The organism is Mycobacterium florentinum, from assembly GCF_010730355.1.
Taxonomy (GTDB): domain Bacteria; phylum Actinomycetota; class Actinomycetes; order Mycobacteriales; family Mycobacteriaceae; genus Mycobacterium; species Mycobacterium florentinum.
This window is the reverse complement of record NZ_AP022576.1, coordinates 2,492,194-2,518,840: the sequence shown is the minus strand read 5'-3', so window position 1 is coordinate 2,518,840 and position 26,647 is coordinate 2,492,194. Positions and strand designations below refer to the sequence as shown.

Annotated in this window: 27 protein-coding genes; 14 read left to right on the top strand and 13 right to left on the bottom strand. The window is 66.3% G+C overall.

What is annotated here, in order from left to right:
• The first annotated feature begins 2 nt into the window (after window positions 1-2).
• The 5 genes from G6N55_RS11710 to G6N55_RS11690 all read left to right on the top strand — a co-directional run bounded on the left by G6N55_RS11710 (window position 3) and on the right by G6N55_RS11690 (window position 3,717).
• The gene (locus G6N55_RS11710) at window positions 3-761 is read left to right on the top strand and encodes an SDR family NAD(P)-dependent oxidoreductase (protein ID WP_085219611.1); all 759 of its coding nucleotides are present in this window, start codon (window positions 3-5) and stop codon (window positions 759-761) included.
• Between the two features lie 99 nt (window positions 762-860).
• Complete coding sequence (locus G6N55_RS11705) at window positions 861-1,001, top strand: hypothetical protein (protein ID WP_163667286.1); 141 nt, start codon at window positions 861-863, stop codon at window positions 999-1,001.
• Between the two features lie 111 nt (window positions 1,002-1,112).
• Window positions 1,113-2,300 (top strand): cytochrome P450, encoded by a 1,188-nt coding sequence (locus G6N55_RS11700; protein ID WP_163667283.1) that lies wholly within the window; start codon window positions 1,113-1,115, stop codon window positions 2,298-2,300.
• Window positions 2,301-2,311: 11 nt separating this feature from the next.
• Window positions 2,312-2,758 carry a nuclear transport factor 2 family protein gene (locus G6N55_RS11695; RefSeq protein WP_163667280.1) on the top strand — a complete coding sequence of 149 codons (447 nt, stop codon included), beginning with the start codon at window positions 2,312-2,314 and terminating at the stop codon, window positions 2,756-2,758.
• Window positions 2,759-2,826: 68 nt separating this feature from the next.
• A complete protein-coding gene (locus tag G6N55_RS11690) occupies window positions 2,827-3,717 on the top strand; it encodes a PaaX family transcriptional regulator (RefSeq protein WP_085219617.1) in 891 nt (296 codons plus the stop codon).
• 12 nt (window positions 3,718-3,729) lie between these two features.
• Here G6N55_RS11690 and G6N55_RS11685 read toward each other — a convergent pair whose 3' ends face one another.
• From G6N55_RS11685 to G6N55_RS11650, 8 genes are all read right to left on the bottom strand, one after another.
• Complete coding sequence (locus G6N55_RS11685; protein ID WP_085219619.1) at window positions 3,730-4,887, bottom strand: acyl-CoA dehydrogenase family protein; 1,158 nt, start codon at window positions 4,885-4,887, stop codon at window positions 3,730-3,732.
• Window positions 4,887-5,714 carry an enoyl-CoA hydratase family protein gene (locus tag G6N55_RS11680; protein ID WP_085219621.1) on the bottom strand — a complete coding sequence of 276 codons (828 nt, stop codon included), beginning with the start codon at window positions 5,712-5,714 and terminating at the stop codon, window positions 4,887-4,889. The genes G6N55_RS11685 and G6N55_RS11680 overlap by 1 nt, the downstream gene beginning before the upstream one ends.
• Window positions 5,711-6,862 (bottom strand): acyl-CoA dehydrogenase family protein, encoded by a 1,152-nt coding sequence (locus tag G6N55_RS11675; protein ID WP_085219623.1) that lies wholly within the window; start codon window positions 6,860-6,862, stop codon window positions 5,711-5,713. Before G6N55_RS11675 ends, G6N55_RS11680 begins: the two co-directional genes overlap by 4 nt.
• Window positions 6,859-9,225, bottom strand: a complete 2,367-nt coding sequence (locus G6N55_RS11670) for a bifunctional salicylyl-CoA 5-hydroxylase/oxidoreductase (protein WP_085219625.1) — start codon at window positions 9,223-9,225, stop codon at window positions 6,859-6,861. The genes G6N55_RS11675 and G6N55_RS11670 overlap by 4 nt, the downstream gene beginning before the upstream one ends.
• 98 nt (window positions 9,226-9,323) lie before the next feature.
• Window positions 9,324-10,955, bottom strand: coding sequence for an AMP-binding protein (locus G6N55_RS11665; protein WP_085219690.1), 1,632 nt, complete (start codon window positions 10,953-10,955; stop codon window positions 9,324-9,326).
• 120 nt (window positions 10,956-11,075) lie between these two features.
• Window positions 11,076-11,474, bottom strand: coding sequence for a RidA family protein (locus G6N55_RS11660; RefSeq protein WP_085219627.1), 399 nt, complete (start codon window positions 11,472-11,474; stop codon window positions 11,076-11,078).
• Entirely contained in the window at window positions 11,471-12,232 is a 762-nt protein-coding gene (locus tag G6N55_RS11655) for an SDR family NAD(P)-dependent oxidoreductase (RefSeq protein WP_197747397.1), read from the bottom strand. The genes G6N55_RS11660 and G6N55_RS11655 overlap by 4 nt, the downstream gene beginning before the upstream one ends.
• Window positions 12,233-12,336: 104 nt before the next feature.
• Entirely contained in the window at window positions 12,337-12,804 is a 468-nt protein-coding gene (locus G6N55_RS11650; protein WP_085219629.1) for an OsmC family protein, read from the bottom strand.
• 66 nt (window positions 12,805-12,870) lie between these two features.
• Here G6N55_RS11650 and G6N55_RS11645 point away from each other — a divergent pair, with 66 nt between their 5' ends.
• From G6N55_RS11645 to poxB, 3 genes are all read left to right on the top strand, one after another.
• Window positions 12,871-13,284 (top strand): Zn-ribbon domain-containing OB-fold protein, encoded by a 414-nt coding sequence (locus G6N55_RS11645; RefSeq protein WP_085219631.1) that lies wholly within the window; start codon window positions 12,871-12,873, stop codon window positions 13,282-13,284.
• On the top strand, window positions 13,284-14,492 hold the full coding sequence (locus G6N55_RS11640; RefSeq protein ID WP_085219633.1) for a thiolase family protein: 1,209 nt from the start codon (window positions 13,284-13,286) through the stop codon (window positions 14,490-14,492). Before G6N55_RS11645 ends, G6N55_RS11640 begins: the two co-directional genes overlap by 1 nt.
• A 68-nt stretch (window positions 14,493-14,560) precedes the next feature.
• Window positions 14,561-16,297, top strand: coding sequence for a ubiquinone-dependent pyruvate dehydrogenase (poxB, locus tag G6N55_RS11635; RefSeq protein ID WP_085219635.1), 1,737 nt, complete (start codon window positions 14,561-14,563; stop codon window positions 16,295-16,297).
• A 13-nt stretch (window positions 16,298-16,310) separates the two neighbouring features.
• On the opposite strand, the gene G6N55_RS11630 is transcribed toward poxB, so the two are convergent.
• The 3 genes from G6N55_RS11630 to G6N55_RS11620 form a co-directional block, all read right to left on the bottom strand.
• Window positions 16,311-16,499: a hypothetical protein gene (locus G6N55_RS11630; RefSeq protein ID WP_085219637.1), complete on the bottom strand. Its 189-nt coding sequence runs from the start codon at window positions 16,497-16,499 to the stop codon at window positions 16,311-16,313.
• Between the two features lie 148 nt (window positions 16,500-16,647).
• A complete protein-coding gene (locus G6N55_RS11625) occupies window positions 16,648-17,529 on the bottom strand; it encodes an LLM class flavin-dependent oxidoreductase (RefSeq protein ID WP_232078981.1) in 882 nt (293 codons plus the stop codon).
• 193 nt (window positions 17,530-17,722) lie between these two features.
• A complete protein-coding gene (locus tag G6N55_RS11620) occupies window positions 17,723-18,031 on the bottom strand; it encodes a WhiB family transcriptional regulator (protein ID WP_085219638.1) in 309 nt (102 codons plus the stop codon).
• 356 nt (window positions 18,032-18,387) lie between these two features.
• Here G6N55_RS11620 and G6N55_RS11615 point away from each other — a divergent pair, with 356 nt between their 5' ends.
• From G6N55_RS11615 to G6N55_RS11605, 3 genes are all read left to right on the top strand, one after another.
• On the top strand, window positions 18,388-19,203 hold the full coding sequence (locus tag G6N55_RS11615) for a hypothetical protein (RefSeq protein WP_085219640.1): 816 nt from the start codon (window positions 18,388-18,390) through the stop codon (window positions 19,201-19,203).
• Between the two features lie 80 nt (window positions 19,204-19,283).
• Window positions 19,284-19,859, top strand: coding sequence for a sigma-70 family RNA polymerase sigma factor (locus tag G6N55_RS11610; RefSeq protein ID WP_085219641.1), 576 nt, complete (start codon window positions 19,284-19,286; stop codon window positions 19,857-19,859).
• Window positions 19,852-20,589, top strand: coding sequence for an anti-sigma-D factor RsdA (locus G6N55_RS11605; RefSeq protein ID WP_085219643.1), 738 nt, complete (start codon window positions 19,852-19,854; stop codon window positions 20,587-20,589). The genes G6N55_RS11610 and G6N55_RS11605 overlap by 8 nt, the downstream gene beginning before the upstream one ends.
• Before the next feature lie 51 nt (window positions 20,590-20,640).
• Here G6N55_RS11605 and G6N55_RS11600 read toward each other — a convergent pair whose 3' ends face one another.
• Window positions 20,641-21,054 (bottom strand): DUF5319 domain-containing protein, encoded by a 414-nt coding sequence (locus tag G6N55_RS11600; RefSeq protein WP_003879523.1) that lies wholly within the window; start codon window positions 21,052-21,054, stop codon window positions 20,641-20,643.
• A gap of 150 nt (window positions 21,055-21,204) precedes the next feature.
• Here G6N55_RS11600 and guaB point away from each other — a divergent pair, with 150 nt between their 5' ends.
• The 3 genes from guaB to G6N55_RS11585 are packed head-to-tail and all read left to right on the top strand — an operon-like array spanning window position 21,205 to window position 25,717.
• Window positions 21,205-22,794, top strand: coding sequence for an IMP dehydrogenase (gene guaB, locus G6N55_RS11595; protein WP_085219645.1), 1,590 nt, complete (start codon window positions 21,205-21,207; stop codon window positions 22,792-22,794).
• A gap of 14 nt (window positions 22,795-22,808) precedes the next feature.
• The gene (locus tag G6N55_RS11590) at window positions 22,809-23,936 is read left to right on the top strand and encodes a GuaB3 family IMP dehydrogenase-related protein (protein ID WP_085219693.1); all 1,128 of its coding nucleotides are present in this window, start codon (window positions 22,809-22,811) and stop codon (window positions 23,934-23,936) included.
• 41 nt (window positions 23,937-23,977) lie between these two features.
• Window positions 23,978-25,717, top strand: a complete 1,740-nt coding sequence (locus G6N55_RS11585) for a GMC oxidoreductase (protein ID WP_085219647.1) — start codon at window positions 23,978-23,980, stop codon at window positions 25,715-25,717.
• Here G6N55_RS11585 and G6N55_RS11580 read toward each other — a convergent pair.
• Entirely contained in the window at window positions 25,714-26,616 is a 903-nt protein-coding gene (locus G6N55_RS11580) for a TauD/TfdA dioxygenase family protein (RefSeq protein ID WP_085219649.1), read from the bottom strand. The two genes, G6N55_RS11585 and G6N55_RS11580, sit on opposite strands and share 4 nt — an antisense overlap.
• Between the last annotated feature and the right edge of the window lie 31 nt (window positions 26,617-26,647).

The window sequence follows — 26,647 nt, the reverse complement described above, 5'->3', positions numbered from 1 at the left end:
AGATGATTCCATCGTTCGATCTCACCGGCCGGTCGGCGCTGGTGACGGGCGCCGCCGGCGGCATCGGTTCGGCAGTCGCGCAGGCGTTCGCCGCCGCGGGCGCCGCGGTGTTGGTGACCGACATCGATGAAGACGCCGCAAAAGCGGTCGCGGCGCGCATCACCGAGCAAGGCGGTGCGGCCGATAGCGCATCGCTCGACGTGACACGGCGCGCCTCGGCCGATGCCGCGGTCGCCAAAGCTGCCGAGATGGCAAGCGGCACACTGCACATCCTGGTAAACAACGCCGGTGTTACCGCACCCGCGATGTTCGCGGATATCTCCGAGGACAGCTTCCGGCGTCTGGTCGATATTCACGTGCTGGGCGCGTTCCACTGCGCTCAAGCCGCGCTGCCGTTCTTGGCGACTGATGGGACCGGCCGCATCATCAACGTCACCTCGGCGGCGGGGATCACCGGCACGCTCGGCCAGGTCAACTACTCGACCGCCAAGGCCGGGATCATCGGACTGACCAAGTCGCTCGCTCGCGAGCTGGCGCGCAAGCAGATCCTGGTCAACGCCCTGGCCCCGCTCGCCGCGACACCGATGACCGAGACCATCCGCACCAACGAAAAGTTCTCCGCCAACATGATGGCGCGAATCCCATTGCGTCGCTGGGCCGCACCAGACGAGATCGCCGGATCCTTTGTATTTTTGGCCTCCGACGCGGCGTCCTACGTCACCGGACAAGTCCTACCGGTCGACGGCGGCATGGTGATGTGATAGCCAAGGGCGCCCAACCAACCGAAACGGAGGCTGCTTGACACGGTCCCCTTTGCTGACCCCTCTACTGAGCCTGACGGGCGCGTAGGCGACGCATCGGTGCCGTGGGGGCGGTTGGGCTGGGCCGTCGTGCACACGCCGGGTGCAGCCGCGCTCACGTCCGCGGTGCTGATCTGCGCCGAGCACGAGATCGTCGCGTTCCGCCGCCGGATCGACGAGGGCGAGGACGCTCGGCAGTAGGGCGAACGTGAATCGAATGTGCTCGGCGCCCGCACCTTCGGCCTCGAAAATCAGTACAGACTCGGTAATTTGACGGATGTGTTGGTGATGCATTCACGACACGGTGTCCTTATGGAGACGGAACGTCAATCGCCAGTAGGCTACGACCACCACGATGACACCCTGAAAGGTGAAGCGCTCTACGACGCCTACGTCGAGATGCGACGAGAGTGCCCCGTGAAATTCAGTGACCTCTACGGCGGCTTCTACACAGTGACCGGGTACGACGACGTTCGGAGCGTCGCCCAGAACCACGCGACGTATTCTTCGGCGCACGGCATTCTCGTACCCGAGTTGGATCGACCGCCGTTCCGGGCGTTGGAGTTTGACCCGCCGGTGCACGGCGACCATCGCAGGGTGATGGTGCCCCTGCTGACGCCTGGCGAAGTGTCGAAGTCCGAAGCGATGATCCGGCGCAATGCCGTTGAGCTGTTCGACGCGGTCCGCAGCCGCGGGGAATGCGAGATCATCGAGGATTTCTCCGAGCCGTTCGCGGTCGGCGTGATCGCCGAGGTGCTCGGAATCACCGGGGTGGCCAAACAGCGGGTGCGAGAACTGACGACGGACTGGGTCCGCAACGCCGACACGCCGGCCGGCGACGCGGCGATGGGCGCATATGTCGGCATGATGATCGCCGAGGTCCAGGATCGCAGGGAGAAGCCGCGCGAGGACGCGCTGACCTCGATGACCCAGGTGAAGATTCGTGGCGAGCTGCTCCCGGATCCGGAGCTCGCGATGTACGTGGTGACTATGACGCTCGGCGGGCACCACTCGCTGGTGGCGGCGCTGGCGAGCATGGCATACCTGCTCGGATCCGATTCGGCCCGGCGTGACTTGCTGATCGAGCGGCCGGAGCTGATCCCCAATGCGGTTGAAGAAACGTTGCGCATCTACTCGCCGCTCCACGCGATTGGGCGCAAGACGACATGTCCCGCTCAGATACACGGCGTGGACTTGCCGGCGGACGCCCGAGTGATGATGAATTTCGGTGCGGCCAATCGTGACCCCGACGTGTTCGACTCTCCGGATGAGTTTCGCGTCGAGCGGCCGAATGCCAACCGGCACCTTGCTTTCGGCGACGGCATCCACAAGTGCTTCGGTATGCATCTGGCACGCGCTGAGATGCGGATCGCCACCGAAGAAATGCTTCGGTGTCTTCCCGACCTCCGTCTCGCCCAGGACGTCGAATTCAGCGGCTTGCAGGGTGGTTTCCTGTTCAGCCCGACCGCGGTCCACGTCGCGTTCACTCCGTCTAATTAAGGAATCTCATCGTGTCTGTTGCCGAAGATCGGATCGCCATCCGTGATCTCACCGCCCGGTACTCACGCGCCGTCGACGACCGCGATATCGACGCGTTCGCCGACACGTTTGTACCCGAGGGCACCATGGAGCTGGTTGGGCTTCCCGTACTGTCGGGTCGTCAGGAGTTGATGGCGGCCGCCGAGGGACTCGGTTACGGAACCGTGCACATGACGCTCGACGCCATCGTCGACGTCAGCGGTGACCGGGCGACGCAAGTCGCCACCCTGCTGTTGGCCAAGCGCCAGAAGGACAAGAGCACCTGGGATTTGGTGACGAGCGGTCGGTATACGGACGCCTTCGCCCGCACTCCGTCAGGATGGCGGTTCGTCCACCGCAGGGTCGACCTGGACCTCGACATCGACGCGGTCTACATCGCGTTGACGGGGAGCCCGGCGCCGCGTCCGCCCGCCGACTGAGTGCCGGCGCGCGCGAAGGCGTGACCGCCGTCAACCAAACGCGATGCGAACCCGGGTAGGGTGCTCGCATGGCCTCAGCGGTTCACTCGGCTCGGACCGGCGGTGGTCGGGACGCGCGCCTCGCTCAGCAGATTCTGACGATCTTCGGCCTCTACGCGCGTGCCGAGGGCAATTGGCTGTCCGTCGCCTCGGTGGTCGACCTGATGGCCGATCTTGGCGGCGAGGGGCCGGCGGTACGTTCGGCGATCTCACGCCTCAAGCGTCGTGGGGTCCTGATCAGCGAGCATCACGCGGACACCGCGGGCTACGCCGTGTCCGCGTCGACGTTGGAGGTGCTGGCCGAGGGCGACGTCCGGATCTTCGAACGCCGCAGAGCCACCATCGAAGACGGATGGGTGGTGGTGGTTTTCTCGGTGCCCGAATCCGAGCGGGAAAAGCGGCATTCCCTGCGATCGAGCCTCACCCGCCTCGGCTTCGGCACCGTGGCGCCCGGGGTCTGGCTGGCACCGGGAAACCTTGCGGATGAGACCCGTCATGCCCTGCAACGCAGGGGGTTGTTCGAATACGTCGACATCTTTTGCGGTCGATACGTCGCATTCAGCGACCTTCGATCGAAAGTCCACGTGTGGTGGAACCTGGAAGAACTCACCGAGCTGTATGCCGAGTTCCTGCACCGCTATCGGTCGGCCCTCTATCGGTCGTCGGCCGAGGGGTTCAGCCCCGAGGAGGCGTTTCAAACGTACGTGCAGATGCTGACCCAGTGGCGTCAGCTGCCGTACCGTGATCCCGGCCTGCCGCTGTCGCTATTGCCGCCGGCGTGGAACGGCGAGGCGGCCGGCGAGTTGTTCGGCGAGCTGAACAAGGTACTGCGCCCGTTGGCGCAGAAACATGCGCTGGCGGTCATCCACGGAAGGCGCGCGAGAACCGGTACGCCGCCCCGACGTAAATCGTCTGGCTGACTTGCCAATCGGTCAGCGGAACACGGCGATGCCGGTAAGCGCACGCCCGATGCTGAGCGTGTGCATTTCCTCGGTGCCCTCGTAGGTCGCGACCGTCTCGAGGTTGTTCATGTGCCGCATCACCGAGTGATCGAGGGTGATGCCGGCCGCACCGAGCACGGCGCGCGCGGTGCGAGCGACCTCGAGGGCCGAGCGGACGTTGGCGAGTTTGCCGTGGCTGATCTGTTCGGGCGTGATGCAGTGCGTGTCCTTGAGCCGGCCGAGTTGGACGGCGGTGAGAGCGGCATTGGCCACCGCGATCGACATGTCGGCGAGCTTGCGTTGCGTCAGTTGGAACGCGGCCAATGGCTTGCCGAATTGTGTTCGCAGGAGGCTGTATTCGAGGGCTTCACACAGGCAGGCCCGCGCGGCGCCGACCGCACCCCACAGGATGCCGTACCGTGCCTCGTTCAGGCAGGACAGCGGTCCCTTCAGGCCCCGGACGTCCGGGAAGACCGCCGAGGACGGCAGCCGGACATCGTCGAGGGAAAGCTCGGCCGTGACGGATGCCCGCAGCGACAGCTTGCGGCCGATCTCGTGCGCCTTGAAGCCGGGCGAGTCGGTTGGGACGACGAAACCACGTATACCCGTGTCGGTTTGCGCCCATACGATCGCGACGCTGGCGATCGTGCCGTTGGTGATCCACATCTTCGAGCCGTTGAGTATCCAATCGTCACCGTCTCGCTTTGCGTGGGTGCGCATCGAACCGGGGTCGCTGCCCGCGTCGGCTTCGGTCAGGCCGAAGCATCCGATCGCGTCGCCGGTCGCCATTCGCGGGAGCCACTCCTGGCGGTGTTGTTCGGTGCCCCAGTGGTGGATCGCGAACATCGCGAGCGACCCTTGCACGGAAACCAGGCTGCGCAGCCCCGAGTCGATTGCCTCGAGTTCGCGGCATGCGACGCCGTAGGCGGTGGCCGTGGTGTTGGCGCAGCCGTAGCCCTCGAGATGCATGCCGAGCAGGCCGAGTTTTCCTAGGCCCCGGGCGATCTCGACCGGGATCGTGCCGGACTCGTACCAGTCTGACACGTGCGGCGCGAGCTCGGCCCGCGCGTAGTCGCGCACGCTCTGGCCGATGGCACGCTCTTCGTCCGAGAGCAGGTCGTCGCTCTGCAGGAAATCGACGGGGTCCATCACTGTCCCTTCCAGGCGGGTGGGCGCTGGGCGTTGAACGCCGCGTGGAACTCGGCGTGGTCGTCGGTGGTCATCAGCAATGCTTGGGTCATCGCGTCGAGTTCCATCGCAGCCGACAGCGACATTTCCAGCTCGCGTGTCAGCAACGATTTGGTCTGTGACAGAGCAAGACTCGGGCCGGTAGCGAGCCGGTGGGCAAGGGCGGCGACCGACTCGTCGAGCAGTTCGTCGTCGACGAGCTGTGAGACCAGGCCGTAGCGGTCGGCGGTCTCGGCATCGATCGTGTCGCCCAGCATCAGTAGCTGGGTGGCGCGGCCAAGGCCGACGACACGGGGCAGTAGATAGGCCGCGCCCATGTCGCCGCCGGACAGCCCGACCTTGGTGAACAGGAAAGCGAAACGCCCTGAGCGGCCCACGATCCGGAAGTCCGCCGCGAGCGCGATGACCGCGCCCGCCCCGGCTGCGATGCCCTGAATCCTGACGATGATCGGGATCGGGCACTCGCGCATGGCGCGGATGACGTCGCCGGTCATCTTTGTGAACTGCATCAGTTCGCCGGCCTTCATCTTGATCAGCTCGCCGATGATCTCGTTGACGTCGCCGCCACCGCAGAAACCCCGTCCCGCTCCCTGGATCACCAGGACCTTGACGCCGCGATGATGTGGCAGTTCGGCGATCAGGTCGCGCAGGTCGGCGTAGGACTCGAACGTGAGCGGGTTCAACTTTTCGGGACGACTCAACGTCACGGTGGCGACGGGACCCTCGACGGCGAAGTCGAAGTTCTTCCACGTCGCCGTCAGCGGGACGGATGCTCGGAACCGGGTCACGGTGTCGTCCTTTCTCGGAACAGCTCACGGGAGATGATGGAGCGCTGCACTTCCGACGCACCTTCGTAGATGCGGGGCGCGCGGACGTCGCGATAGAGGTGCTCGAGCAGATGGCCGCGCCGTAAGGCGTAGGCGCCGTGCAGCTGGACGCACTGGTCGACGATGACCTGAGCGGCTTCGGTGGCGAATAGCTTGGCCATCGCTGCGCGCCGGGTGATTTCGCCGCGGGTGGCACCGCCGTCATACGTGCGGGCAGCGGTGTACACGAGCAGCCGCGCGGCCTCCAGTTGGGTGGCCAGGTCGGCGAGTTTGTGCGCGATCGACTGTTGAGTCGCCAACGGTGCGCCGTACGCGTGTCGCGTGGCGACGTGGTCGATCGTGGCGTCCAGCGCCGCCTGCGCCATCCCTACCGCGAACGCGCCGACGCTGGGGCGGAACAGGTCGAGGGTGCGCATCGCCACCTTGAACCCGGCGTCGACCTCGCCGAGCACGTCGGCGGGCTCGACGCGCACATCGTCGAAGCGAAGCCGGCCGATTGGGTGCGGTGACAGCAAGTCGAGGTGCTCACCGGACAGGCCGGCGGCGTTGCCGGCCACCGCGAACGCCGTGACGCCGCGAGCGCCCGCATCCGGTGTGGTGCGGGCGAACACGGTGTAGACGTCGGCTTCCGGCGCATTGGAGATCCAGATCTTCTCCCCGCTCAATCGCCACCCGTCGCCGTCGCGCGCGGCCGTCAGCGCCAGGGCGGCCGCGTCGGAACCGGCCGTGGGCTCGGTCAGCGCGAAGGCCGCGACCGTGGTACCGCGCACCACCCCCGGGATCCACCGTTCGACGGCCTCGCGTCGACCCGACTGCAGGATCGGGTACGAACCGAGACCTTGCAGCGCCAGCGCGGTCTCCGCTTCGGTCGACACACCGGCGATGGTCTCGCGCAGCAGGCAAAGTCGCATGGCCGCGGCGTCGCTGGGGGGCTCGTCGGGCGATCCGCCGAACAGGTCGCGAAGCAGTCCGTGATTACCCATCGCCGCCAGCAGCGCGCGGTTCACCCGGCCGTCGCCGCCGTGGTCGAGCAGCGGCAGCAACTCGGTCTGCGCCAACTCGCGTATCCGCCGCGTGTACGCGCTCTCGTGGGCGCTGAGCACGGTCATCGACTCTCCTGCTGGGCGGGCCGCCACCGGTCGTGTCGGGTGCCGGTCACGCCCTCGCGGATCAGTTGCAGGCGCGGCTTGGGGCCGTCGGTGCGGCCGGTCTGCGGTTTGCGCCGGCCGGCTCGCCAGGCCTTCGGCCATTGGGCACCGGGGCCCGCGTAGTCCTGTTCGGCGGCGGCGTGCAGCGTCCAGTTGGCGTCGTAGAGATGAACCCGGCCCAGCGCGCACAGATCGGCCCGCCCGGCCAGCACAATGGAATTCACGTCGTCGTGCGACGAGATCACACCGACCGCGATCGTGGGTATGTCGACGTTGTTGCGGATCTTGTCCGCGAAGGGCGTCTGATAGGACCGGCCGAAGGCGGGCGTCTCGGCGGGAGTCACCTGGCCCGATGAGACGTCGATCGCGGCGGCGCCGGCATCCTTGAAGGCCTGGGCGATGAAAACCGCGTCGTCACCGGTGATTCCGCCGTCGACCCAGTCGGTCGCGGAAATACGGACCGTCATCGGCTTGTGCGCCGGCCACACCTCCCGTACCGCCCGGAACACCTCCAGCGGGTAGCGCAGCCGACTGGCCAGGTCGCCGCCGTACTGGTCGGTGCGCTGGTTGGTGACCGGGGAAATGAAGGACGAGAGCAGATAGCCGTGTGCGCAGTGCAGCTCGAGCAGATCAAAGCCCGCCTCGTCGGATCGCCTTGCCGCGTCGACGAAGTCCTGTTTGATCTGCGCGAGGTCCGCTTCGGTGAGTTCCCGGGGCACCTGGTTCACATCCGGCTGGTACGGGAGCGGCGACGGGGCCACGATTTCCCAGTTACCCTCGTCGAGCGGCTGGTCGATACCGTCCCACATGAGCTTCGTGGAGCCTTTGCGGCCGGAATGACCAAGCTGGACACCGATTTTCGCGGGTGTGTCCGCGTGTACGAAGTCCGTGACCTGCCGCCAGGCCCACGCCTGTTCGTCGGTCCATATGCCGGCGCAGCCGGGGGTGATCCGGCCTGTCTCGCTGACGCAGACCATTTCGGTCATCACCAGGCCGGCGCCGCCAAGCGCCTTGCCGCCGAGGTGGACCAGGTGGAAGTTGTTGGGCATGCCGGCCTGGGCACGGTACATGTCCATCGGGGACACCACCACGCGGTTGGCCAGCTGCAACTCGCCGAGTTGGAACGGCTGAAACATCGGCGGGGTGTCGGGCCGGTGGGAGAGGTGCTCGGCGGCGAACCAGTCGTTGACGCGCGCAACGAATTCGGGATCGCGCAATTGCAGGTTCTCGTAGGTGACCCGGCGGCTGCGGGTCATGATGTTGAACGCGAACTGTTGGGGATGCTGGTCGACGTATTGGTTGAGGTTCTCAAACCATTCGAGGCTCGCCCGGGCTGCGCGCTGGGTAGACAGCACGACCGCCTTGCGCTCGGTTTTGTACTCGTTGAGCGCGACGGCAACGTCATCGTGTTCGTGCAGGCAGGCGGCCAGGGACAGGGCATCCTCCATCGCGAGCTTGGTGCCTGAGCCGATGGAGAAGTGGGCAGTGTGCGCGGCATCGCCGAGGAGCACGATGTTGTCGTGCCGCCAGTGCTCGTTGTGCACGGTGGCGAAGTTCATCCATTTGGAGTTGTTCGCCATCACCTCGTGGCCGTCGAGGACGTCGGCGAACAGGTCCTTGACCACGTCGATGGATTTCTCGTCGGACTCACCCGGTGCGAAATCACGTGCCGCGAAGATGTCGAACCCGGCTGCGCGCCAGACGTCTTCCCTCATCTCGACGATGAAGGTGCTACCCGTGGCATCGAACGGGTAGCCATGCGCCTGCATCACGCCGTACGGCGTTTCGCGAATATAGAACTTGAACGCGTCGAAGACCTTGCTGGTCCCCAGCCACATGTACTTGCACGCACCGTGGTCGAGCCGCGGCTCGAAGGACGAGGCGTAGGCCGAACGCACCACCGAATTGACGCCGTCGGATGCTACGACCAAATCATGCGTCGCGCCAAGGATTTTCACATTCGGAGCCTCGGTGCAGAAATGCACGCTCACGCCGAGGCCGGCACAACGTTCCTGGAGAATCTGCAGCAGCCGCTTGCGGCTCATGGCCGCGAAACGGTGGCCCCCGCTGGTAATCGTCTCACCGCGGAAATGCACGTCGATGTCGTCCCAGCGCGCGAATTCCTGCTCCATCCGCCGATAGATCTCACTGTCCGCGTGCTCGATCCCGCCGAGGGTCTCGTCGGAGAAGACGACGCCGAACCCGAAGGTGTCGTCGGCGGCATTCCTTTCCCACACCGTGATCTCGTTGTCCGGGCCCAGCTGCTTGGCCAGGGCCGAAAAGTACAGGCCGCCCGGACCGCCACCGACGACTGCAATACGCACACTGGCCTCCTGTAGGAATTCGGGCGACGAGGGTATTATATGCCCTATAAATTACGAGCGTCAAATATCGTATATATCGGTCCCGATGGACGAAGTCGTCAGTGGGCGTGTTGGGTGCTCCGGCTCGGTTCCAGTTCTTGAAGCCGTTTGCGCTGCAACTTGCCGCTGGCCGTCTTGGGCAACTGCTCGATGAAGACCACGCGGCGCGGGTACTTGTAGGGAGCGATGCGTTGCTTGACGAACTCCTGCAGTTGCGTCGCAACAACTTCCGTGCCGTCTACTCCCTCGCGCAGCACCACGAAGGCGGTGACAAGTTGACCCCGGCTCTCGTCCGGGAGGCCGACCACACCGCACTCGCTCACGTCCGGGTGTGCGAGCAGGGCGTTTTCGACTTCGGGGCCGGCGATGTTGTAGCCCGAGGACACGATCATGTCGTCGCTGCGAGCCTGATACCAGAAGTAGCCATCGGCATCTTGGACGAAGGTGTCGCCGGTGATGTTCCAGCCGTTTTGCACGTACTCGTGTTGCCGATCGTCGCGCAAGTAGCGACAGCCGGTGGGGCCCTTGACCGCGAGTCTCCCCGGAGTCCCCGGGGGCAGGGGGTGGCCGTGTTCGTCGAGAACCGTTGCGACGTAGCCGGGTACGGCGCGCCCGGTGGAACCTGGCCTCGGATCTTCGTCGGCGGACGCGATGAAGATGTGCAGCATCTCGGTCGCCCCGATGCCGTCGATCAGGCGAATGCCGGTTGCGTCGAAGACCGATTGCCACGTCGCCGCGGGGAGATGTTCTCCGGCGGAGACCGCCCGGCGCAGCGTCGAGAGTTGGTTGGCCTTGCCGGAGGTCAGTATCGAGCGGTAGGCCGTGGGTGCGGTGAAGCAGACCGATACCCGGTGCTCCGCGATGAGGTCGGCGAGTTGGTCGGGAGTCGCCCTCTCCAGCAACAGGGTTGAGGCGCCCACGCGCAGCGGGAACACGACCAGGCTGCCTAGGCCGAAGGTGAACGCAAGCGGCGGAGTTCCCGTGAAGATGTCCGAGGCCACCGGCTTGAGGATGTGCGCCGAGAAGGTGTCGGCAATCGCCAAGATGTCGCGGTGGAAGTGCATCGTGGCTTTGGGGCGGCCGGTCGTGCCCGATGTAAAGGCAAGCAGGGCAACGTCTTCCGCTGAGGTGTCGACCGGCCTGAACTCCGCGGTCTTGTCCTTGATGGCGGCGTCGAGACCGGCGCCGGCGCCGTACTCCACGACGCGCAGTCCCCCAATGCCCGACGAGTCCAGCTCGTCGGCGAAACGGGCGTCGCAGAGCGCGAAGTCGGCGGCGGCGATTTCGGCGATGTCGGCCAGTTCTCCCGCGCGCAGCATCGGCATCGTGGTGACCGCCACCGCGCCGGCCTTGATCACGCCGAACCAGCAGGCGACCAGCCACGGATTGTTCGGGCCGCGGAGCAGGACACGATTTCCCGGGACGATCCCGTGATCTTCGGTGAGCACCGCCGCGATCTTGTTGGAGACGCGACGCAGGTCGCCATACGTCCACACCGCGGAGCCGGGTGCCAACAGGCATGGCCGATCGGCGCCGACGCGGTCGGCGACATCGTCGAGTAGCTCGACGGCGCAGTTGAGCCGCTCGGGGTACTCCAGGCCGGGCAGGTCGAAGAGCAGCTCGGGCCAGTCGCCTTCGGCCGGAAGATTGTCTCGGCAAAAAGTGTCGTGGTGGGCAGAGGGTGGCGGCATCGCGTCCTTCCTGGAAGAAACCACTCGAGTGCAGTGTGCGGTACGTGGTATGGACTGTCAATGACGATAGTCAAGAAAGAGACATAGAAGATGGCGGCCCCGGGGTGACCACGGGAACGCTCAGGCGGGCAGGACGGCGTATCCCTGCACTTCGACGAGCGCCTCGGCGTCCCACAGGCGCGCGACACCGATGCCCGCCATGGCGGGGTATTGAGTGCCGACGAGTCGCTTCCAGACGGCGCCGATGGCGCGGGAGTTGGCTCGGTAGTCGTCCATATCGACGATGTAGATCGTCAGGCTGGCGAGGTCCGAGGGCGTGCCGCCCGCGGCCGCGAGTGCGGTGAGCAGATTGCCCAGGGCTTGCTCGAATTGCGCGGCCACATTCTCGCCGACGATGCGCCCCGACGCGTCCAGTGCCGTCTCCCCGGCCAGGAACACGATTGACCCGGTGCCCACGACGGCGTGCGAAAAGCCCTTGGGGGTGCCCAATTCGGGCGGGTTGACGAACTCGAGACTCACGACTGGACTCCTCCGCCGTCGATGGTGATGCCCTGCCCGTTGAGGGCGGAGTTCGTGACGCACAGCCAGACTGCTTCGGCTACCTCGTAGACCGTCACCAGGCGCCGGTTGGGTTGCTTGGCCTCCAGCACTGCTCGTGCTTCCTCCGGCGTGCAGTTGGTTGCCGTCGCGATGTTGGCGATGGTGTGCTGTGTCATCGACGAGTCGACGTAGCCCGGGCAGACCGCATTGACGGTGACTCCCTTGGCCGCGACCTCGGCCGCCGCCGAGCGGACGACGCCCAGTACGCCGTGCTTGCTGGCGGTATAGGCGCTGACGTAGGGCTCACCCTTCTTGGCGGCGACGGAAGCCACGACCACGATGCGGCCGTGGCCCTGCTCGACCATGGTGGGAAGGGCCCGCCGAATGCAACGAAACGGCGCGGTGAGGTTCAGGTCGAGCATCTGGGCCCACTGTTCGTCGGTGGTCCTGGAAACGGGAGCCGAGGTTGCCGCACCCGCATTGGCGACCAGGACGTCGACGCCGCCCCACGCTTCCTCGACCGTGTCGAAGACGCGGTCGATGGCGTCGGTGGACGTGATGTCGTCCGGCAGCACGAGCGCCTCGCCGGAACAGGATCGGGCGGTTTCGTGGAGTTGGTCTTCGCTGCGCGAGGTCAGGGCGACGCGGTAGCCCGCCGCGCTAAGACGCACCGCCGACGCACGACCGATGCCGCGGCCGGCACCGGTGATCAGGGCCACTGGACTCGAGTTGAGCACCCTTTGACGGTGCCATGAAATAGTTACGATCGTCAAGATAACGATATATTACGTCGAGTAGAGAAGGTGCAGTAATCACCTTCGGGGAGGGGAGTTACCCGAATCTATTGCGGAACGCGCAATGATGTGGCGACCCGGACTTCCGAGGTCAGCGTCTGATGGACGGGACAACGTTCGGCGATGAGCAACAGCCGATCCCGTTGTGTCTGGTCGAGATCGCCGGTCAACTCGATCTCCCGATCAATGTGATCGATCCAACCGGACTTGGTTTCGCACTCGGCGCAGTCCTGCGCATGAATACGCGAGTGCCGCAACGTTACTCGCACCCGCTCCAGTGGCCAGCCCTTGCGGTTGGCGTACATCCGCACCGTCATCGAGGTACACGAACCCAGCGCGGCCAGCAGTAGGTCGTACGGCGTGGGCCCGGCGTCGTCGCCGGTCGGCCGTGGCTCGTCGGCAACGAGCAGGTGGTGTCCGGCGGTGATCTGCTGCGTGTACGTGCCCGTGCCCGTCTCCGTGACGGTCACCGTGCCCTCGGCCGACGCCGCGTCCTTGTCGCTCTGGCTTGTCATGCGGCCCAGGCTATCGGGGTCGGCGGTCTCGCGATAACGTCGAGGACACCAACGACGGAGGTGCGCATGGCCGGACAGATCCCGCTGGTCGACTATCTGGTGCTGGACGACGACAAACCGCGTCTGGTCGCGCAGGAATGCGTCAACTGCGGTGCCCGATACTTCGACCGGCGAAACGCCTGCGCCAAGTGCTTTGCCACCGAATTCAGGACCGTCCCGGTCGTGACCGAGGGCACGGTGCGCGCGTTCACCATCGTTGCGTTCGCGGCGCCCGGTATCCCTACCCCCTTCGTGGCCGCCGTGGTCGACTGCGGCGGAACCCAGGTGCGTGCCAACCTCATCAACGTCGAGCCCGACCCCGAGCACGTTTTCGACGGCATGAAAGTACGTCTCGCCACCCACTCGATCGGCACCGACTCCGAGGGCACGGAGGCGGTCGGGTTCGGTTTCGAACCCGTTTCGGCAACCAAGGAGCAGTGATGAGCGCAAGCGATGAGGTCTGGATCCTCGGCATCCACATGACCAAGTTCGGCAAGCACCCCGAACTCGACACCGTCGACCTGGCGGCCGAGGCCGCCATGGGCGCGCTTTCGGACGCGGGCGTCACCATGGCCGACATTGGTGTGCTCGCCGCGGGCAACCTGATGAACGCGAATGCCAGTGTCGGGCAACAGCTTCAGAAGCAGATCGGCCAAACGGGCATCCCCGTCTACAACGTCGCCAACGCCTGCGCCACCGGTGCCACCGCACTGCGCACCGCCATCATGGCCGTCAAGGCCGGCGAGGTGGACTACGGCCTGGCGGTCGGTGTCGAGAAGCTCGCGGGTGCCGGTCTGCTGGCGGGCGGGGCCAAGAAGAAGGACGCTGACACCTGGACGCCGGCCGGCCGCTATGGAGCGGTCGCGGGGATCGACGGCAGGATCGGTACGGAGACGATGCCGGGCGTCTTCGCCCAGATCGGGGTCGAATACGGCCACAAGTACGGCGGCACCAGCTTCGAGTTGTTCGCGAAGATCAGCGAGAAGAACCACGCCCACTCCACGCTGAATCCGCTTGCGTCATACCAAAAGCGGTTCACCCTCGAGCAGATCATGAACGACGTCATGATCGCGTACCCGAACACGCGCCCGATGTGCTCGGCGAACTGCGATGGTGCGGCGGCCGCGGTCGTGTGCAGCGGCGAGACCCTGAAGTCGCTGTCGCTCGAACAGCGGCGGCGCGCGGTGAAGGTGTCGGCGTCGGTCCTGACGACCGACCCCTATGAAGAAGGCTGTCAGGTGTTGCCGAACGTCAACACGCTCACCCGAAAGGCCGCCACGATCGCATACGAGCAGGCGGGCATCGGCCCAGCCGACCTCGATCTCGTCGAATTGCACGATTGTTTCGCCACCGCCGAACTGGTGCACTACGACAACCTGATGCTGTGCGAAGAGGGCGGCGCGGCGGATTTCTTCAACTCGGGTGCGACCTGGCGTGACGGTTCGACTCCGGTGAACGTGTCAGGCGGGCTGGAGTCCAAGGGCCATCCCATCGCGGCCACCGGCATCGCCAACGTCTGGGAGATCTGTCACCACCTGCGTGGCGAGGCCGGAGAACGCCAGATCAAGGATGCCAAGGTGGGCCTGGCTCACGTGATCGGACTCGGTTCCGCGTGCGGCGTGCACGTCCTGGAGAAGTCGACGGCTTAAGCACCGAGGCCGCCCAACCCGGAACCCTCGACGGCGCGTGACCGCCCGATGATCGAGGAGACGAGGCATTGCCAACCGTTGCGCAGCACATCATTTCAGCACTCGAAGGCAGCGGGATAGCACGTGTCTATGGCCTACCGGGTGACAGCCTCAACGGATTTACCGATGCGATCCGCCGCTCGGGCCGAATCGCTTGGGAACACGTGCGTCACGAGGAAGCCGCGGCCTTCGCCGCCGCGGCCGACGCCGCTTTGACCGGCGGCCTGGCGGTGTGTGTCGGCAGCTGCGGGCCGGGCAATCTGCATCTGATCAACGGGTTGTTCGACGCGCAGCGCACTCGTGTTCCAGTTTTGGCGATCGCGGCGCAGATACCGCTGGATGAAGTCGGTTCGCAGTACTTCCAGGAGACGCACCCGCAGGAGCTGTTCCGTGAGTGCAGCGTGTATTGCGAGCTCGTCAGCAAGCCGGAAATGGCGCTACGCATTGTCGAGATGGCGATGCGGTCCGCGATCGAACAGCGCGGCGTCGCCGTTGTTGTCGTACCGGGAGAGGTTTTCCTGAGCCAGCTCAGTGACCCGGACTGGAAGATCGGGCCGGTTTTGGCTACCCGCTCGGTGCTGCGACCCGCCCACGAGCCGTTGCGCCAGGCCGCCGATATGCTCAACCGCTCGACACGCATCACGATCCTTGCTGGCGCGGGGTGCGCCGGGGCGCACGACGAAGTCGTTGACCTCGCAGGGACGTTGGGGGCGCCGATCGTGCATGCGTTGCGCGGCAAGGAGCATCTGGAGTACGACAACCCCTACGACGTCGGCATGACCGGTCTGCTCGGCTTCGCCTCCGGATACAAGGCGATCAAGGAGGCCGATGTGCTGCTGATGCTGGGCACCGACTTCCCTTACCGGCAGTTCTATCCCACCGCCGCCACCATCATTCAGGTCGACATCGACGGGAGCCATATCGGCAGGCGCGCGCATGTCGATCTCGGATTGCTTGGCACGGTGAAGGACACGATCAGCGCGTTGCGGCCGCTGCTCTCCCCAGCATTCGAGCGAGACCACTTGGATCGCGCGCTGAAGCACTACCGCAGGACCCGCAAGTCGCTTGACGATCTGGCGGTCAACGACCGCGACCGCACGCCGATCCGGCCGGAATACGTTGCGCGGCTTGCCAGTCAACTGGCAAGCGATGATGCGGTGTTCACCTATGACGTAGGCACACCCACGATTTGGGCGGCCCGGTACCTGACGATGAACGGTCGGCGCCGTCTGATCGGGTCGGCGACGCACGGGAGCATGGCAGGTGCCCTCTCGCACGCGATCGGTGCACAGACTGTTGACCGTGGTCGGCAGGTTGTCGCGCTGGCGGGGGACGGCGGCCTGACGATGCTGTTCGGGGAACTGGTGACGCTCAAGCAGAATCGACTGCCGGTGAAGGTGATTGTGTTCAACAACTCATCGCTGGGTTTCGTCGAGTTGGAGATGAAGGCCGCCGGCATCGTGAACTTCGGCACCGACTTGGCGGCAGTCGACTTCGCCGCGGTGGCGCGCGCGGTCGGGCTCTTTGCGCAGCGTGTCGAACAGCCCGCTGACCTCAACGCGGCGTTGGAAGTCGCGTTCGCGCATGACGGGCCCGCGGTCATCGACGTGGTCACCGCGCGTCAGGAGCTCACCATCCCGCCGACCATCACCGCTGAGCAGGTAAAGGGGTTCTCGCTGTACGCAATCCGAACCATCCTGGCCGGCCGCGGTGATGAACTCCTCGACCTCGTCAGCACCAACGTCGCACGAAGGATCCTCGACTGATGCGGCACGGCCATCAGGCCGAGGAGTTGGTCAATGCGTCAACCGCCGGCAAGCTTGAGTAGTCAATCTGGTTGGTGGTGACGGCTGCTGAGAATCCGTTGTCGACGAGCAGGTTGGTTCCGTTGATGTAGCTGGCGGCATCGGAGCCCAGAAATGCCAGTGCGCTCGGCGTACCAATGGATGTTTGAAAGTCGGTGATCAAGGGAGTCTCGATAAGGCCGGGGCATCGATACTGGCGTTCGTTGGCTACACCGCGGTGATGCTTCTGCAGGAACGGCGCATGCGCCGGGCCGGCGGTGTGGGGACCATTCCATTCGAGTTGGCCGGCAACTCTTCTCGGACCGAGGCCATCATGAGGGCGGTTCACGCAGACCGGCGGCCGACGCGAACACCGTGAGTTCCCGCTCGATGTCGGATCCGGCTGGCTGGTAGACGATCTCGGTGACGCCCTGTGCGGCGAGTCCGGCGATCTTCTCCGGCAACTCGCCGGCGGTGCCGGTCAACGCCATCGAGCTCGCGAACGGGATCAGCTCGACGAGGTGTAGCTCGTCGCTCACATTTGCCTTGACGAGATGTCCGCGATGGATCGCGAGGTGCCGCTCGTCGGTCGGGTAGGCCTCGATTGCCTCGCGCCAGCCTTGCCCACCGGGCAGCGCGTCGACTGCCTCGGCACCGCCGCGCTCATACATAGCGTGATACAGAACCGCCGCGGCGGGCCCTGCGGCATCGATGGCGCGCGGGGAGGTCAGCTCCTCACCGTCGTCGAGCACGGTCCCGAAGCACAACAGCGCCCGCCAGTCGGCGATCTTGGCAGCCTCGGCCTGCGGAACGGCCGCGGAGAAGACGCCGTCGCCGAGTTCCGCCGCAACGGCCAGCCCCTTCGGGCCGTCGGCGCCGATCAGTATCGGTACCTCGATCGGTCGCTTCGCCCCGAAACCGGGAAGCTGCAACATACCGATTTTCGCGCCCTCCCACTCGGCTGTTTCGCCGGCCAGCAGGGCGCGCAAGCACCGTACGTATTCGGCCACCAGCCGCCACGGCATGGCCCGCTGGCCCAGCGACATCCGGCCGGTGAAACCCGAACCGATCGCCACCGCGACGCGCCCCGGCGCCTGGCTTTCCAGCTCGGCGATCGCGGCGGCGTTCACCATCGGATGCCGCAGGCTCGGAACGAGCACCCCGGGCCCCAGGCCGATCCGCGACGTGCATTGCGCGCAGCGGCTGAGAATCATCCATACATCCGGGTAGAGGGCCGGAGAGTCGTAGAGCCCGCTGGTAGCCCAGCGCTTCGGCGAGCTCCGCGTGGGCCGGGGTGTTCGACGACGTCGCGAATGCACACGAGATGTCCATATTCGGACTCTAGTGACGACGACCCGGTGATCGGCGACAACGCACGACGTCAGCTGGAGTCGACGCGTCCCCGGACTAGGCCGAGCGGCGGATGCCGCGGTTGCGGCCGATGTCGCCCTTCAGCAGCATGTCGCGCTCGGATTCGGACAGGCCGCCCCAAACCCCGTACGGCTCACCGACATCGAGTGCGTGCGACCGGCACTGCTGGATCACCGGGCAGTGCCGGCACATCTCCTTGGCGCGCTGCTCACGCTGCATGCGGGCGCGGCCACGTTCGCCGTCGGGATGAAAGAACATCGACGAGTCGACACCGCGGCACAGTCCCTGCAGTTGCCAGTTCCAGATGTCCGCGTTGGGCCCAGGTAGCTGCTCCGGCTGTGGCATGGCTAGTTCCCTCCTGCACGGCGCACCCACGGGGGGTTTGGGTTCGCAAAGTGAGTGTGCAACTGATTTAAGGGCGGCGTCACCGATGACTACCCGTCATTGCTAGAACTTAGGTGGGCCGGTGAATTTCCGTCAATAGGCGCTTAGTGTGACAAAATATATAGGGGTTGGAACAGAATTAACTCCGCGTTCATCCGCCACGCATTTGGCGTAGGAGAACGGTGCTACCAGGCACTTGATCAAACCGAGATTTCCCAGCTCAGAGCACAAGGACCAGGAAGAGCCATTTATTACAGAGCTGATCGTGATTAACATTTCAGTAACACCAACAGCACGAACTGTTTACTACTATCACCGTGATTGAAACTCGTCACACTTCGACGGTTGACCCGACGCTGGCCGCGGCCGCGTTCGGAGACCAGCCGGACCGTTGGCCGCTGCCGACGGCGACCACGTCAAGCGAACTCTGGCTGCGTGCCGTCGCGGCCGGCGGGCAGGGCCGCTACGGCAGCGCCTACCAAGACCTCGCGGTGTTACGGCGCAGCGTTTCGGCCGGCCGCTTGGTCTCGCTGGCCCACAGCACGCAGGGATCGTTTCTGCGCCAACTCGGTTGGCACGCGCGGGCCCGGGGCTGGGACGGTCGTGCCCTCGCGCTGGCGGGCCGCGATCCCGAAGCCCGCGCCGATGCGCTGATCGGACTGGCGGCCGACGCATTGGGCGTCGGCCGTTTCGGTGCAGCCGCAACATTGTTGGCACGCGCGGACTTGGAGTTGGCGGCGGGCGTGCCTGAGCGGCTGCCGGTGCGCCGACGATGGGTGGCTGCCGAATTGGCGATGGCACGCGGCGACGGCGCGGCCGCCGTCCGTCATGCCGAGCAAGCCGTCGAGCTCGCGCGGGCCATGAAATACGGCTCGGAGCGGCACCGGGTCAAGAGCGACGTGGTGCTCGCCGCCGCGCTGTGCAGTGCGGGCGCGATCGACCACGCCCGCACCGTCGGCGAGGTCGCTTTGGACGCCACCGGCCGTCTGGGGCTGATACCGCTGCGATGGGCATCGGCCTGCTTGCTGTTTGATATCGGCAGCGTCACGATTTCCGCGCCCAAAATGGCTGAAATTAGGGATATCTGCGCAGGCCAGGTGCGGCGCGCCGGTGGAACGTGGCCTTCCGGCTGAAACGGCTTTCGGCCGTTATTGTCATCGAGAGAGTTAGCCCGCGATGTGTCCGGTTTGTAACGTTGGAGATACCGCCGTCGATGACAATTCAAGGTGAACGTCTCGACGCTGTGGTTGCCGAAGCCGTAGCGGGAGACGGAAACGCCCTACGGGAGGTGCTGGAGACCATCCGCCCGATTGTGGTGCGATATTGCCGGGCGCGAGTCGGCACCGTCGAGCGGGGTGGCCTGACAGCCGACGATGTGGCTCAGGAGGTGTGCTTGGCGACGCTTACGGCCCTGCCGCGTTACCGCGATCGAGGACGCCCCTTTCTGGCCTTCCTATATGGCATTGCGGCGCACAAAGTGGCCGACGCCCATCGCGCTGCCGGCCGCGATCTCGCCTACCCGTCCGAATCCGTTCCCGAGCGCTGGTCGTCCGAGGCGGGCCCCGAGCAGCGCGCTCTCGAAGCCGACTCGGTCAGCCGGATGAACGAATTGCTCGACATCCTTCCCGCCAAGCAACGCGAGATTCTGATCCTTCGCGTCGTCGTCGGCCTCTCTGCGGAAGAGACTGCCGCCGCCGTCGGCGCGACACCAGGAGCCGTTCGGGTAGCACAGCACCGAGCTTTGTCGCGGCTCAAATCCGAGATGGTTGCGGCGGGGGACTATGCCTGAATCTGGTTTCACAGACCGACCGGGGCTCGACGAGTTGAGCCGGACCGATCTGCTCCTTGATGCGCTGGCCGAACGTCAGCCGATCGACGTCGACGATCCCAACGACGACGCGCTGGCCGCCCTGCTGGGGGACTGGCGCGACGACTTGCGCTGGCCACCGGCCAGTGCGCTGGTGTCGCCGGAGGAAGCCGTGGGGGCGCTGCGCGCCGGAATGATCGAGCAGCGGCGCAGCCGTCGCGGCCTGGCAACGGTCGCCTCGGTGGCGGCGACGTTGATCGCCCTCAGCGGGTTCGGCGCCATGGTGGTCGAGGCGCGTCCGGGTGGGACGCTCTACGGCCTGCACTCGATGTTCTTCGACGAGCCCCGGGTCAACCAGAACCAGACCATGTTGTCCGCCAAGGCGGATCTCGCGAAGGTGCAGCAACTGATCGACAAGGGTCAATGGACCCAGGCCGAGAATCAGCTGGCGGAAGTCAGCAGCACCGTGCAGTCGTTGAACGACAGCGCCGGCCGAAAAGAGCTGCTGGACGAGATCGATCTGCTGAACGCGAAAGTCGATTCGCGGGATCCGAACGCGACGCTCCCGCCGGCCGCACCCGCGCCGAGCTCCGCGGTGCTTCCGGCTCCGCAGTCCCAGGTTTCGTCGATTCCGAAGGCAATCACCCCGAGCGCAACCCTGCCCGCGCCCAGCCAAACCCCAAGTCCTGCTCCGAGTCACCACCGGCACTAGTCATCGGTCGCGCCCGGTAATACGCCCTAAGAAAACAGGCAGCTCAATCGCTCAGTGGCGCCGGTGAAATCCGTCGGCGTCCGACGTCGCCTCGTTGAGCGAGGCGTCGGCATATCCGCGGCAGTAATCCCAGGTGACGTAGGCGTCCGGCTCCGGGTCGTAGGCGGGCTCGTGCGGGCGGACGGTGCCATCGATCAGCAGTTGCAGCAGGTTGGCCCGCAGCATGTCCCAGTCGTGATAGTGGTCCTGCTGACACTCGTCGCAACAGACCACAAGTCCGCGAATTCCCTTGTGCGCCAACAGTGCTTCGTACACGGCCAGATCGGCCAGGTCCGCCTCGACCGCCATGCGCTCTTGTTGATCCAGCGGCTGTCCGGGCTCGACGGCGTCCAGCGCCGCCGACGGGTCACATGGGTCGTCCGCGAAAGGGTCGGGTGGCAAACCCGGGGGGAGGTGGTCACGCACGCCCCTAGCCTACGCAGCCAGGCCGTGGTAACGCCAGCAGGCAGACCCGCGCCGATTGGCCCGGGCGGCGCGCCAACGGGTGCAACTCCCCGACGCCCGGGACCGATAGGATGGGTTTCTCGCTCCGCGCGCGTATGGAGGGTTTCACCGATGTCCCGTGGCACGTCCCACCTCGAAGACAGCTCCGACCTGGTCGCAAGCCCCTACCTGCGCGTCGGCGGTCTGGCCGACGAAGCCGTGCCGACCGGGGGAGATAACCCGCACAAGGTGGCCATGCTGGGCCTGACTTACGACGATGTATTGCTGCTGCCCGCGGCTTCCGATGTGGTTCCGGCCACCGCCGACACGTCGAGCCAGCTAACGAAGAAGATCCGGCTGCGGGTGCCGCTGGTCAGCTCGGCGATGGACACCGTCACCGAGTCCCGGATGGCCATCGCGATGGCCCGGGCCGGCGGCATGGGCGTGCTGCACCGCAACCTGCCGGTCGCCGAACAGGCCGGCCAGGTCGAGATGGTGAAGCGCTCGGAGGCCGGCATGGTTACCGACCCGGTCACCTGCCGGCCGGACAACACGCTGGCCCAGGTCGACGCGCTGTGCGCCCGGTTCCGCATCTCCGGCCTGCCCGTCGTCGACGACTCCGGCGCGCTCGTCGGGATCATCACCAACCGCGACATGCGGTTCGAGGTCGACCAGACCCGGCCGGTCTCCGAGGTGATGACCAAGGCCCCGCTGATCACCGCCCGCGAGGGTGTCAGCGCGGACGCGGCGCTGGGCCTGTTGCGCCGCAACAAGATCGAGAAGCTCCCCATCGTCGACGGCCACGGGCGGTTAACCGGGCTGATCACCGTCAAGGACTTCGTCAAGACCGAACAACACCCGTTGGCCACCAAGGACAGCGACGGCCGGCTGCTGGTGGGCGCCGCCGTCGGCGTCGGCGGTGACGCCTGGGTCCGCGCGATGATGCTGGTCGACGCCGGGGCTGATGTGCTGATCGTGGACACCGCGCACGCGCACAACCGCACCGTGCTGGAAATGGTCGGCAAACTCAAGGCCGAAGTCGGGGAGAAGGTCGAGATCATCGGCGGCAATGTCGCGACCCGCTCGGCCGCCCTGGCGCTGGTCGAGGCCGGCGCCGACGCGGTGAAGGTCGGCGTGGGACCGGGCTCGATCTGCACCACCCGGGTGGTGGCCGGGGTCGGCGCGCCTCAAATCACGGCGATCCTGGAAGCCGTCGCGGCCTGCGGACCGCACGGGGTGCCGGTCATCGCCGACGGCGGACTGCAGTATTCCGGCGACATCGCCAAGGCGCTGGCCGCCGGCGCATCGACGGCCATGCTGGGCTCGTTGCTGGCCGGTACCGCCGAGGCGCCCGGCGAGCTGATCTTCGTCAACGGCAAGCAGTTCAAGAGCTACCGCGGCATGGGGTCGCTGGGCGCGATGGCGGGCCGCAGCGGAGCCAAGTCCTACTCCAAGGACCGCTACTTCGCCGACGACGCGCTCTCCGAGGACAAGCTGGTGCCCGAGGGCATCGAGGGCCGGGTGCCGTTCCGCGGCCCGCTGTCGTCGGTGATCCACCAGCTGACCGGCGGCCTGCGCGCCGCGATGGGCTACACCGGTTCGCCCACCATCGAGGTGCTGCAGCAGGCGCAGTTCGTCCGGATCACCTCGGCCGGGCTCAAGGAAAGCCATCCCCACGACGTCACGATGACCGTCGAAGCACCGAACTACTACGCGCGGTGAGCAGCGAACTCAACATGGTCGAGATCGGGATGGGCAGAGTCGCCCGTCGCACCTACGAGCTCAGCGAAGTCAGCATCGTCCCGTCCCGCCGTACCCGCTCGTCGCAGGACGTGTCGACCACCTGGCAGCTGGACGCCTACCGGTTCGAGATCCCCGTCGTGGCGCACCCGACCGATGCGTTGGTGTCGCCGGAGTTCGCGATCGAGCTGGGCCGGCTCGGCGGGCTGGGCGTGCTCAACGGCGAGGGGCTGATCGGCCGGCATGCCGACGTGCAGGCCAAGATCGCGCAGCTGGTCGAGGCCGCCGAAAAGGAGCCCGAACCGTCGGCGTCGATCCGGCTGCTGCAGGAACTGCACGCGGCGCCGCTGAACCCGGACTTGCTGGGCGCCGCGGTGGCCCGCATCCGCGAGGCCGGGGTGACCACCGCGGTCCGCCTGAGCCCGCAAAATGCGCAGGCACTGACCCCCGTGCTGCTGCAGGCCGGCATCGACCTGCTGGTCATCCAGGGCACGATCATCTCGGCCGAACGGGTCGCCTCCAACGGCGAACCGCTCAACCTGAAGACCTTCATCTCCGAACTCGACGTGCCGGTGGTGGCCGGTGGTGTACTCGATCACCGCACCGCGCTGCACCTGATGCGCACCGGCGCCGCCGGCGTCATCGTCGGCTACGGCTCCACCCGGGGTGTCACCACCAGCGACGAGGTGCTGGGCATCAGCGTGCCGATGGCCACCGCGATCGCCGACGCCGCCGCCGCCCGCCGCGAATACCTCGACGAGACCGGAGGCCGGTACGTGCACGTGCTGGCCGACGGTGACATCCACACCTCCGGCGAGCTGGCCAAGGCCATCGCCTGCGGTGCCGACGCGGTGGTGCTGGGCACCCCGCTGGCCGAAAGCGATGAGGCGCTCGGCGGAGGCTGGTACTGGCCCACCGCGGCCGCACACCCGTCGTTGCCGCGCGGGGCGCTGCTGCAGATCGCCGTCGGCGAGCGGCCGCCGCTCGAACAGGTGCTCAACGGACCCTCCGACGACCCGTTCGGCAGCCTGAATCTGCTCGGTGGCCTGCGCCGATCGATGGCCAAGGCCGGCTACTGTGACCTCAAGGAATTCCAGAAGGTCGGCCTGACCGTAGGGATTTAGGGGCTAGCTCGTTACTGGCCGGTAAGTTCATACTGGTGGGGATGAAGCCAGATTATGACGTCCTGATCATTGGTTCGGGGTTCGGCGGCAGTGTCACCGCGCTCCGGTTGACCGAAAAGGGTTACCGCGTAGGCGTTTTGGAAGCCGGCCGCCGCTATGCCGACGACGAGTTCGCCAAGACGTCGTGGAATCTGCGCAAGTTCCTCTGGGCGCCCAGGCTCGGTTGCTACGGCATTCAGCGGATTCACCCGCTCAAAAACGTGATGATCCTGGCCGGCGCCGGGGTCGGCGGCGGGTCGTTGAACTACGCCAACACGCTCTACGTGCCGCCGGATCCGTTCTTCAACGATCAGCAGTGGCGCCACATCACCGACTGGCGCAGTGAGCTGATGCCGCACTACCGGCAGGCGCAGCGGATGCTGGGCGTGGTGGAGAACCCGACCTTCACCGACGCCGACCGGATCGTCAAGGAGGTCGCCGACGAGATGGGCTGCGGAGACACCTTCGTGCCCACCCCGGTCGGGGTGTTCTTCGGGCCCGACGGGACCAAGACGCCCGGAAAGACGGTGCCGGATCCTTTCTTCGGCGGCGTGGGCCCCGACCGCACCGGCTGCCTGGAATGCGGCTGCTGCATGACGGGCTGCCGCTTCGGCGCCAAGAACACGCTGCTGAAGAACTACCTGGGTCTCGCGGAATCAGCTGGGGCGCAAATCATTCCGATGACGACGGTGAAGAACTTCGAGCAGCGTTCCGATGGGCTGTGGGAGGTCCGCACCGTCCGCACCGGAAGCTGGCTGCGCCGGGACCGGCGCACCTACACGGCGAGCCACCTGATCCTGGCCGCCGGCACCTGGGGGACACAGCATCTGCTGTTCAAGATGCGGGATTCGGGCCGATTGCCTCGTCTCTCAACACGTTTGGGCGTATTGACCCGGACCAACTCGGAGTCGATCGTCGGCGCCGGGCGGTTGGAAGTCTCACCGGACCTGGATCTGACGCACGGGGTGGCGATCACGTCGTCGATTCACCCGACCGCCGATACCCACATCGAACCCGTGCGTTACGGCAAGGGCTCCAACGCGATGGGGCTGCTGCAGACCCTGATGACCGACGGCCCCGGCCCGCAAGGCACCGACGTGCCGCGCTGGCGGCAGCTGCTGGACAACGCCGGTGCGGATCCCGGCAAGATGCTGCGGCTGCTCAATCCCAGCCGCTGGAGCGAGCGCACCGTGATCGCGCTGGTCATGCAGCATCTGGACAACTCGATCACCACATTCACCAAGCGCGGAAAGCTGGGCATCCGTTGGTATTCCAGCAAGCAGGGGCACGGCGAGCCGAACCCGTCGTGGATCCCGGTGGGCAACGAGGTCACCCGGCGCATCGCGGACAAGATCGACGGCGTCGCCGGCGGGACCTGGGGCGAGCTGTTCAACATTCCGCTGACCGCGCACTTCCTCGGCGGCGCGGTGATCGGCGACAGCCCCGAGCACGGAGTCATCGACCCCTACCACCGCGTCTACGGCTATCCGTCGCTGCTGGTGGTGGACGGCGCCGCGATCTCGGCGAATCTGGGCGTCAACCCGTCGCTGTCGATCACCGCGCAAGCCGAGCGGGCCGCCTCACTGTGGCCGAACAAGGGCGAGAACGATGAGCGGCCGCTGCAGGGCGATACCTACCGCCGGCTGGACCCGATCGCGCCGAAGTACCCGGTGGTGCCGGCCGACGCGCCCGGCGCACTGCGCTGGCTGCCGATCGATCCGGTCACCTCGACCGCGGGCTAGCTCGCGATCACCTCGAGCGGCGCGCCCTTGACCACCCGGCTGCGCTCGCCGTGCACGTTGACCGGCACATCGCCCATCAGGGTGACCCGGTGCATCAGCCGCGGCTGGTCGTCGTAGTCGTCGATCGCCCGGTGCTGGGTGGCCCGGTTGTCCCAGATGGCGACGTCGCCCGCCTCCCAGTTCCAGCGAATGGTGTTCTCGGGCTTGGTGATTCGCTGCTGCAACAGTTCCAGCAGCGCGCTCGACTCGTGGCTGTCCAGGCCGACGAAGTTGCGCACGAAATTGCCCGCGATCAGGGTGCGCTCACCGGTCTCCGGGTGCACCCGCACCACCGGGTGCTCGGTCTGAAAGTCCTGCTTCTCGAACGCCTGCCGGAACGCGCGCTGCGCGTCGGTCATCGCCAGGGTGGCCTCGGCGGGCACGTAGTCGTAGCGGTTGGTGTGCAGTGCCCACAGGTTTTCGACAAGGCATTTGAGCGGCTCGGGCAGGTCCTCGTAGGCCGCGGCCGTCGAGGCCCATAGCGTCGATCCGCCGTAGCTGGGCAGGGTGACCGCGCGCAGGATCGAGGCCGCCGGGTAGTTCGCGGCGAACGTGACATCGGTGTGCCAGCGGTTGGCCTTGCCGTACTCCGAGTTGATCGGGGTGATGACCGGTGCCCCGGTGGCCGCGAGCGCGCCGGCCGCCGGGTGCCCGACGGGTGTGCCCAGTAACCCACCGAATGCCAGCTGCTGCTGGTCGTCGAGGTGGTGCTGACCCCGGAAGAAGATGACCTTGTGGGTCAGCAGCGCCCGGCGGATCTCCTCGACGGCGGCCGGGTGGAGGTCCCCGCCGAGGTGCACCCCGTCGACCCGAGCGCCGATCCGGCTGCCCAGCTTGGTGACGGTTATCTGGTCTGTCATGGCAGTAGTCCTTGATTGAACATCGGGTGTA

Bases quoted from the DNA above. Each gene is read 5' to 3' on its own strand.
- G6N55_RS11710 (WP_085219611.1), top strand. From the start codon at position 3: ATGATTCCATCGTTCGATCTCACCGGCCGGTCGGCGCTGGTGACGGGC.
- G6N55_RS11700 (WP_163667283.1), top strand. From the start codon at position 1,113: ATGGAGACGGAACGTCAATCGCCAGTAGGCTACGACCACCACGATGAC.
- G6N55_RS11690 (WP_085219617.1), top strand. From the start codon at position 2,827: ATGGCCTCAGCGGTTCACTCGGCTCGGACCGGCGGTGGTCGGGACGCG.
- G6N55_RS11685 (WP_085219619.1), bottom strand. From the start codon at position 4,887: ATGGACCCCGTCGATTTCCTGCAGAGCGACGACCTGCTCTCGGACGAA.
- G6N55_RS11675 (WP_085219623.1), bottom strand. From the start codon at position 6,862: ATGACCGTGCTCAGCGCCCACGAGAGCGCGTACACGCGGCGGATACGC.
- G6N55_RS11665 (WP_085219690.1), bottom strand. From the start codon at position 10,955: ATGCCGCCACCCTCTGCCCACCACGACACTTTTTGCCGAGACAATCTT.
- G6N55_RS11650 (WP_085219629.1), bottom strand. From the start codon at position 12,804: ATGACAAGCCAGAGCGACAAGGACGCGGCGTCGGCCGAGGGCACGGTG.
- G6N55_RS11645 (WP_085219631.1), top strand. From the start codon at position 12,871: ATGGCCGGACAGATCCCGCTGGTCGACTATCTGGTGCTGGACGACGAC.
- G6N55_RS11640 (WP_085219633.1), top strand. From the start codon at position 13,284: ATGAGCGCAAGCGATGAGGTCTGGATCCTCGGCATCCACATGACCAAG.
- G6N55_RS11625 (WP_232078981.1), bottom strand. From the start codon at position 17,529: ATGATTCTCAGCCGCTGCGCGCAATGCACGTCGCGGATCGGCCTGGGG.
- G6N55_RS11620 (WP_085219638.1), bottom strand. From the start codon at position 18,031: ATGCCACAGCCGGAGCAGCTACCTGGGCCCAACGCGGACATCTGGAAC.
- G6N55_RS11610 (WP_085219641.1), top strand. From the start codon at position 19,284: ATGACAATTCAAGGTGAACGTCTCGACGCTGTGGTTGCCGAAGCCGTA.
- G6N55_RS11605 (WP_085219643.1), top strand. From the start codon at position 19,852: ATGCCTGAATCTGGTTTCACAGACCGACCGGGGCTCGACGAGTTGAGC.
- guaB (WP_085219645.1), top strand. From the start codon at position 21,205: ATGTCCCGTGGCACGTCCCACCTCGAAGACAGCTCCGACCTGGTCGCA.
- G6N55_RS11590 (WP_085219693.1), top strand. From the start codon at position 22,809: ATGGTCGAGATCGGGATGGGCAGAGTCGCCCGTCGCACCTACGAGCTC.
- G6N55_RS11585 (WP_085219647.1), top strand. From the start codon at position 23,978: ATGAAGCCAGATTATGACGTCCTGATCATTGGTTCGGGGTTCGGCGGC.
- G6N55_RS11580 (WP_085219649.1), bottom strand. From the start codon at position 26,616: ATGACAGACCAGATAACCGTCACCAAGCTGGGCAGCCGGATCGGCGCT.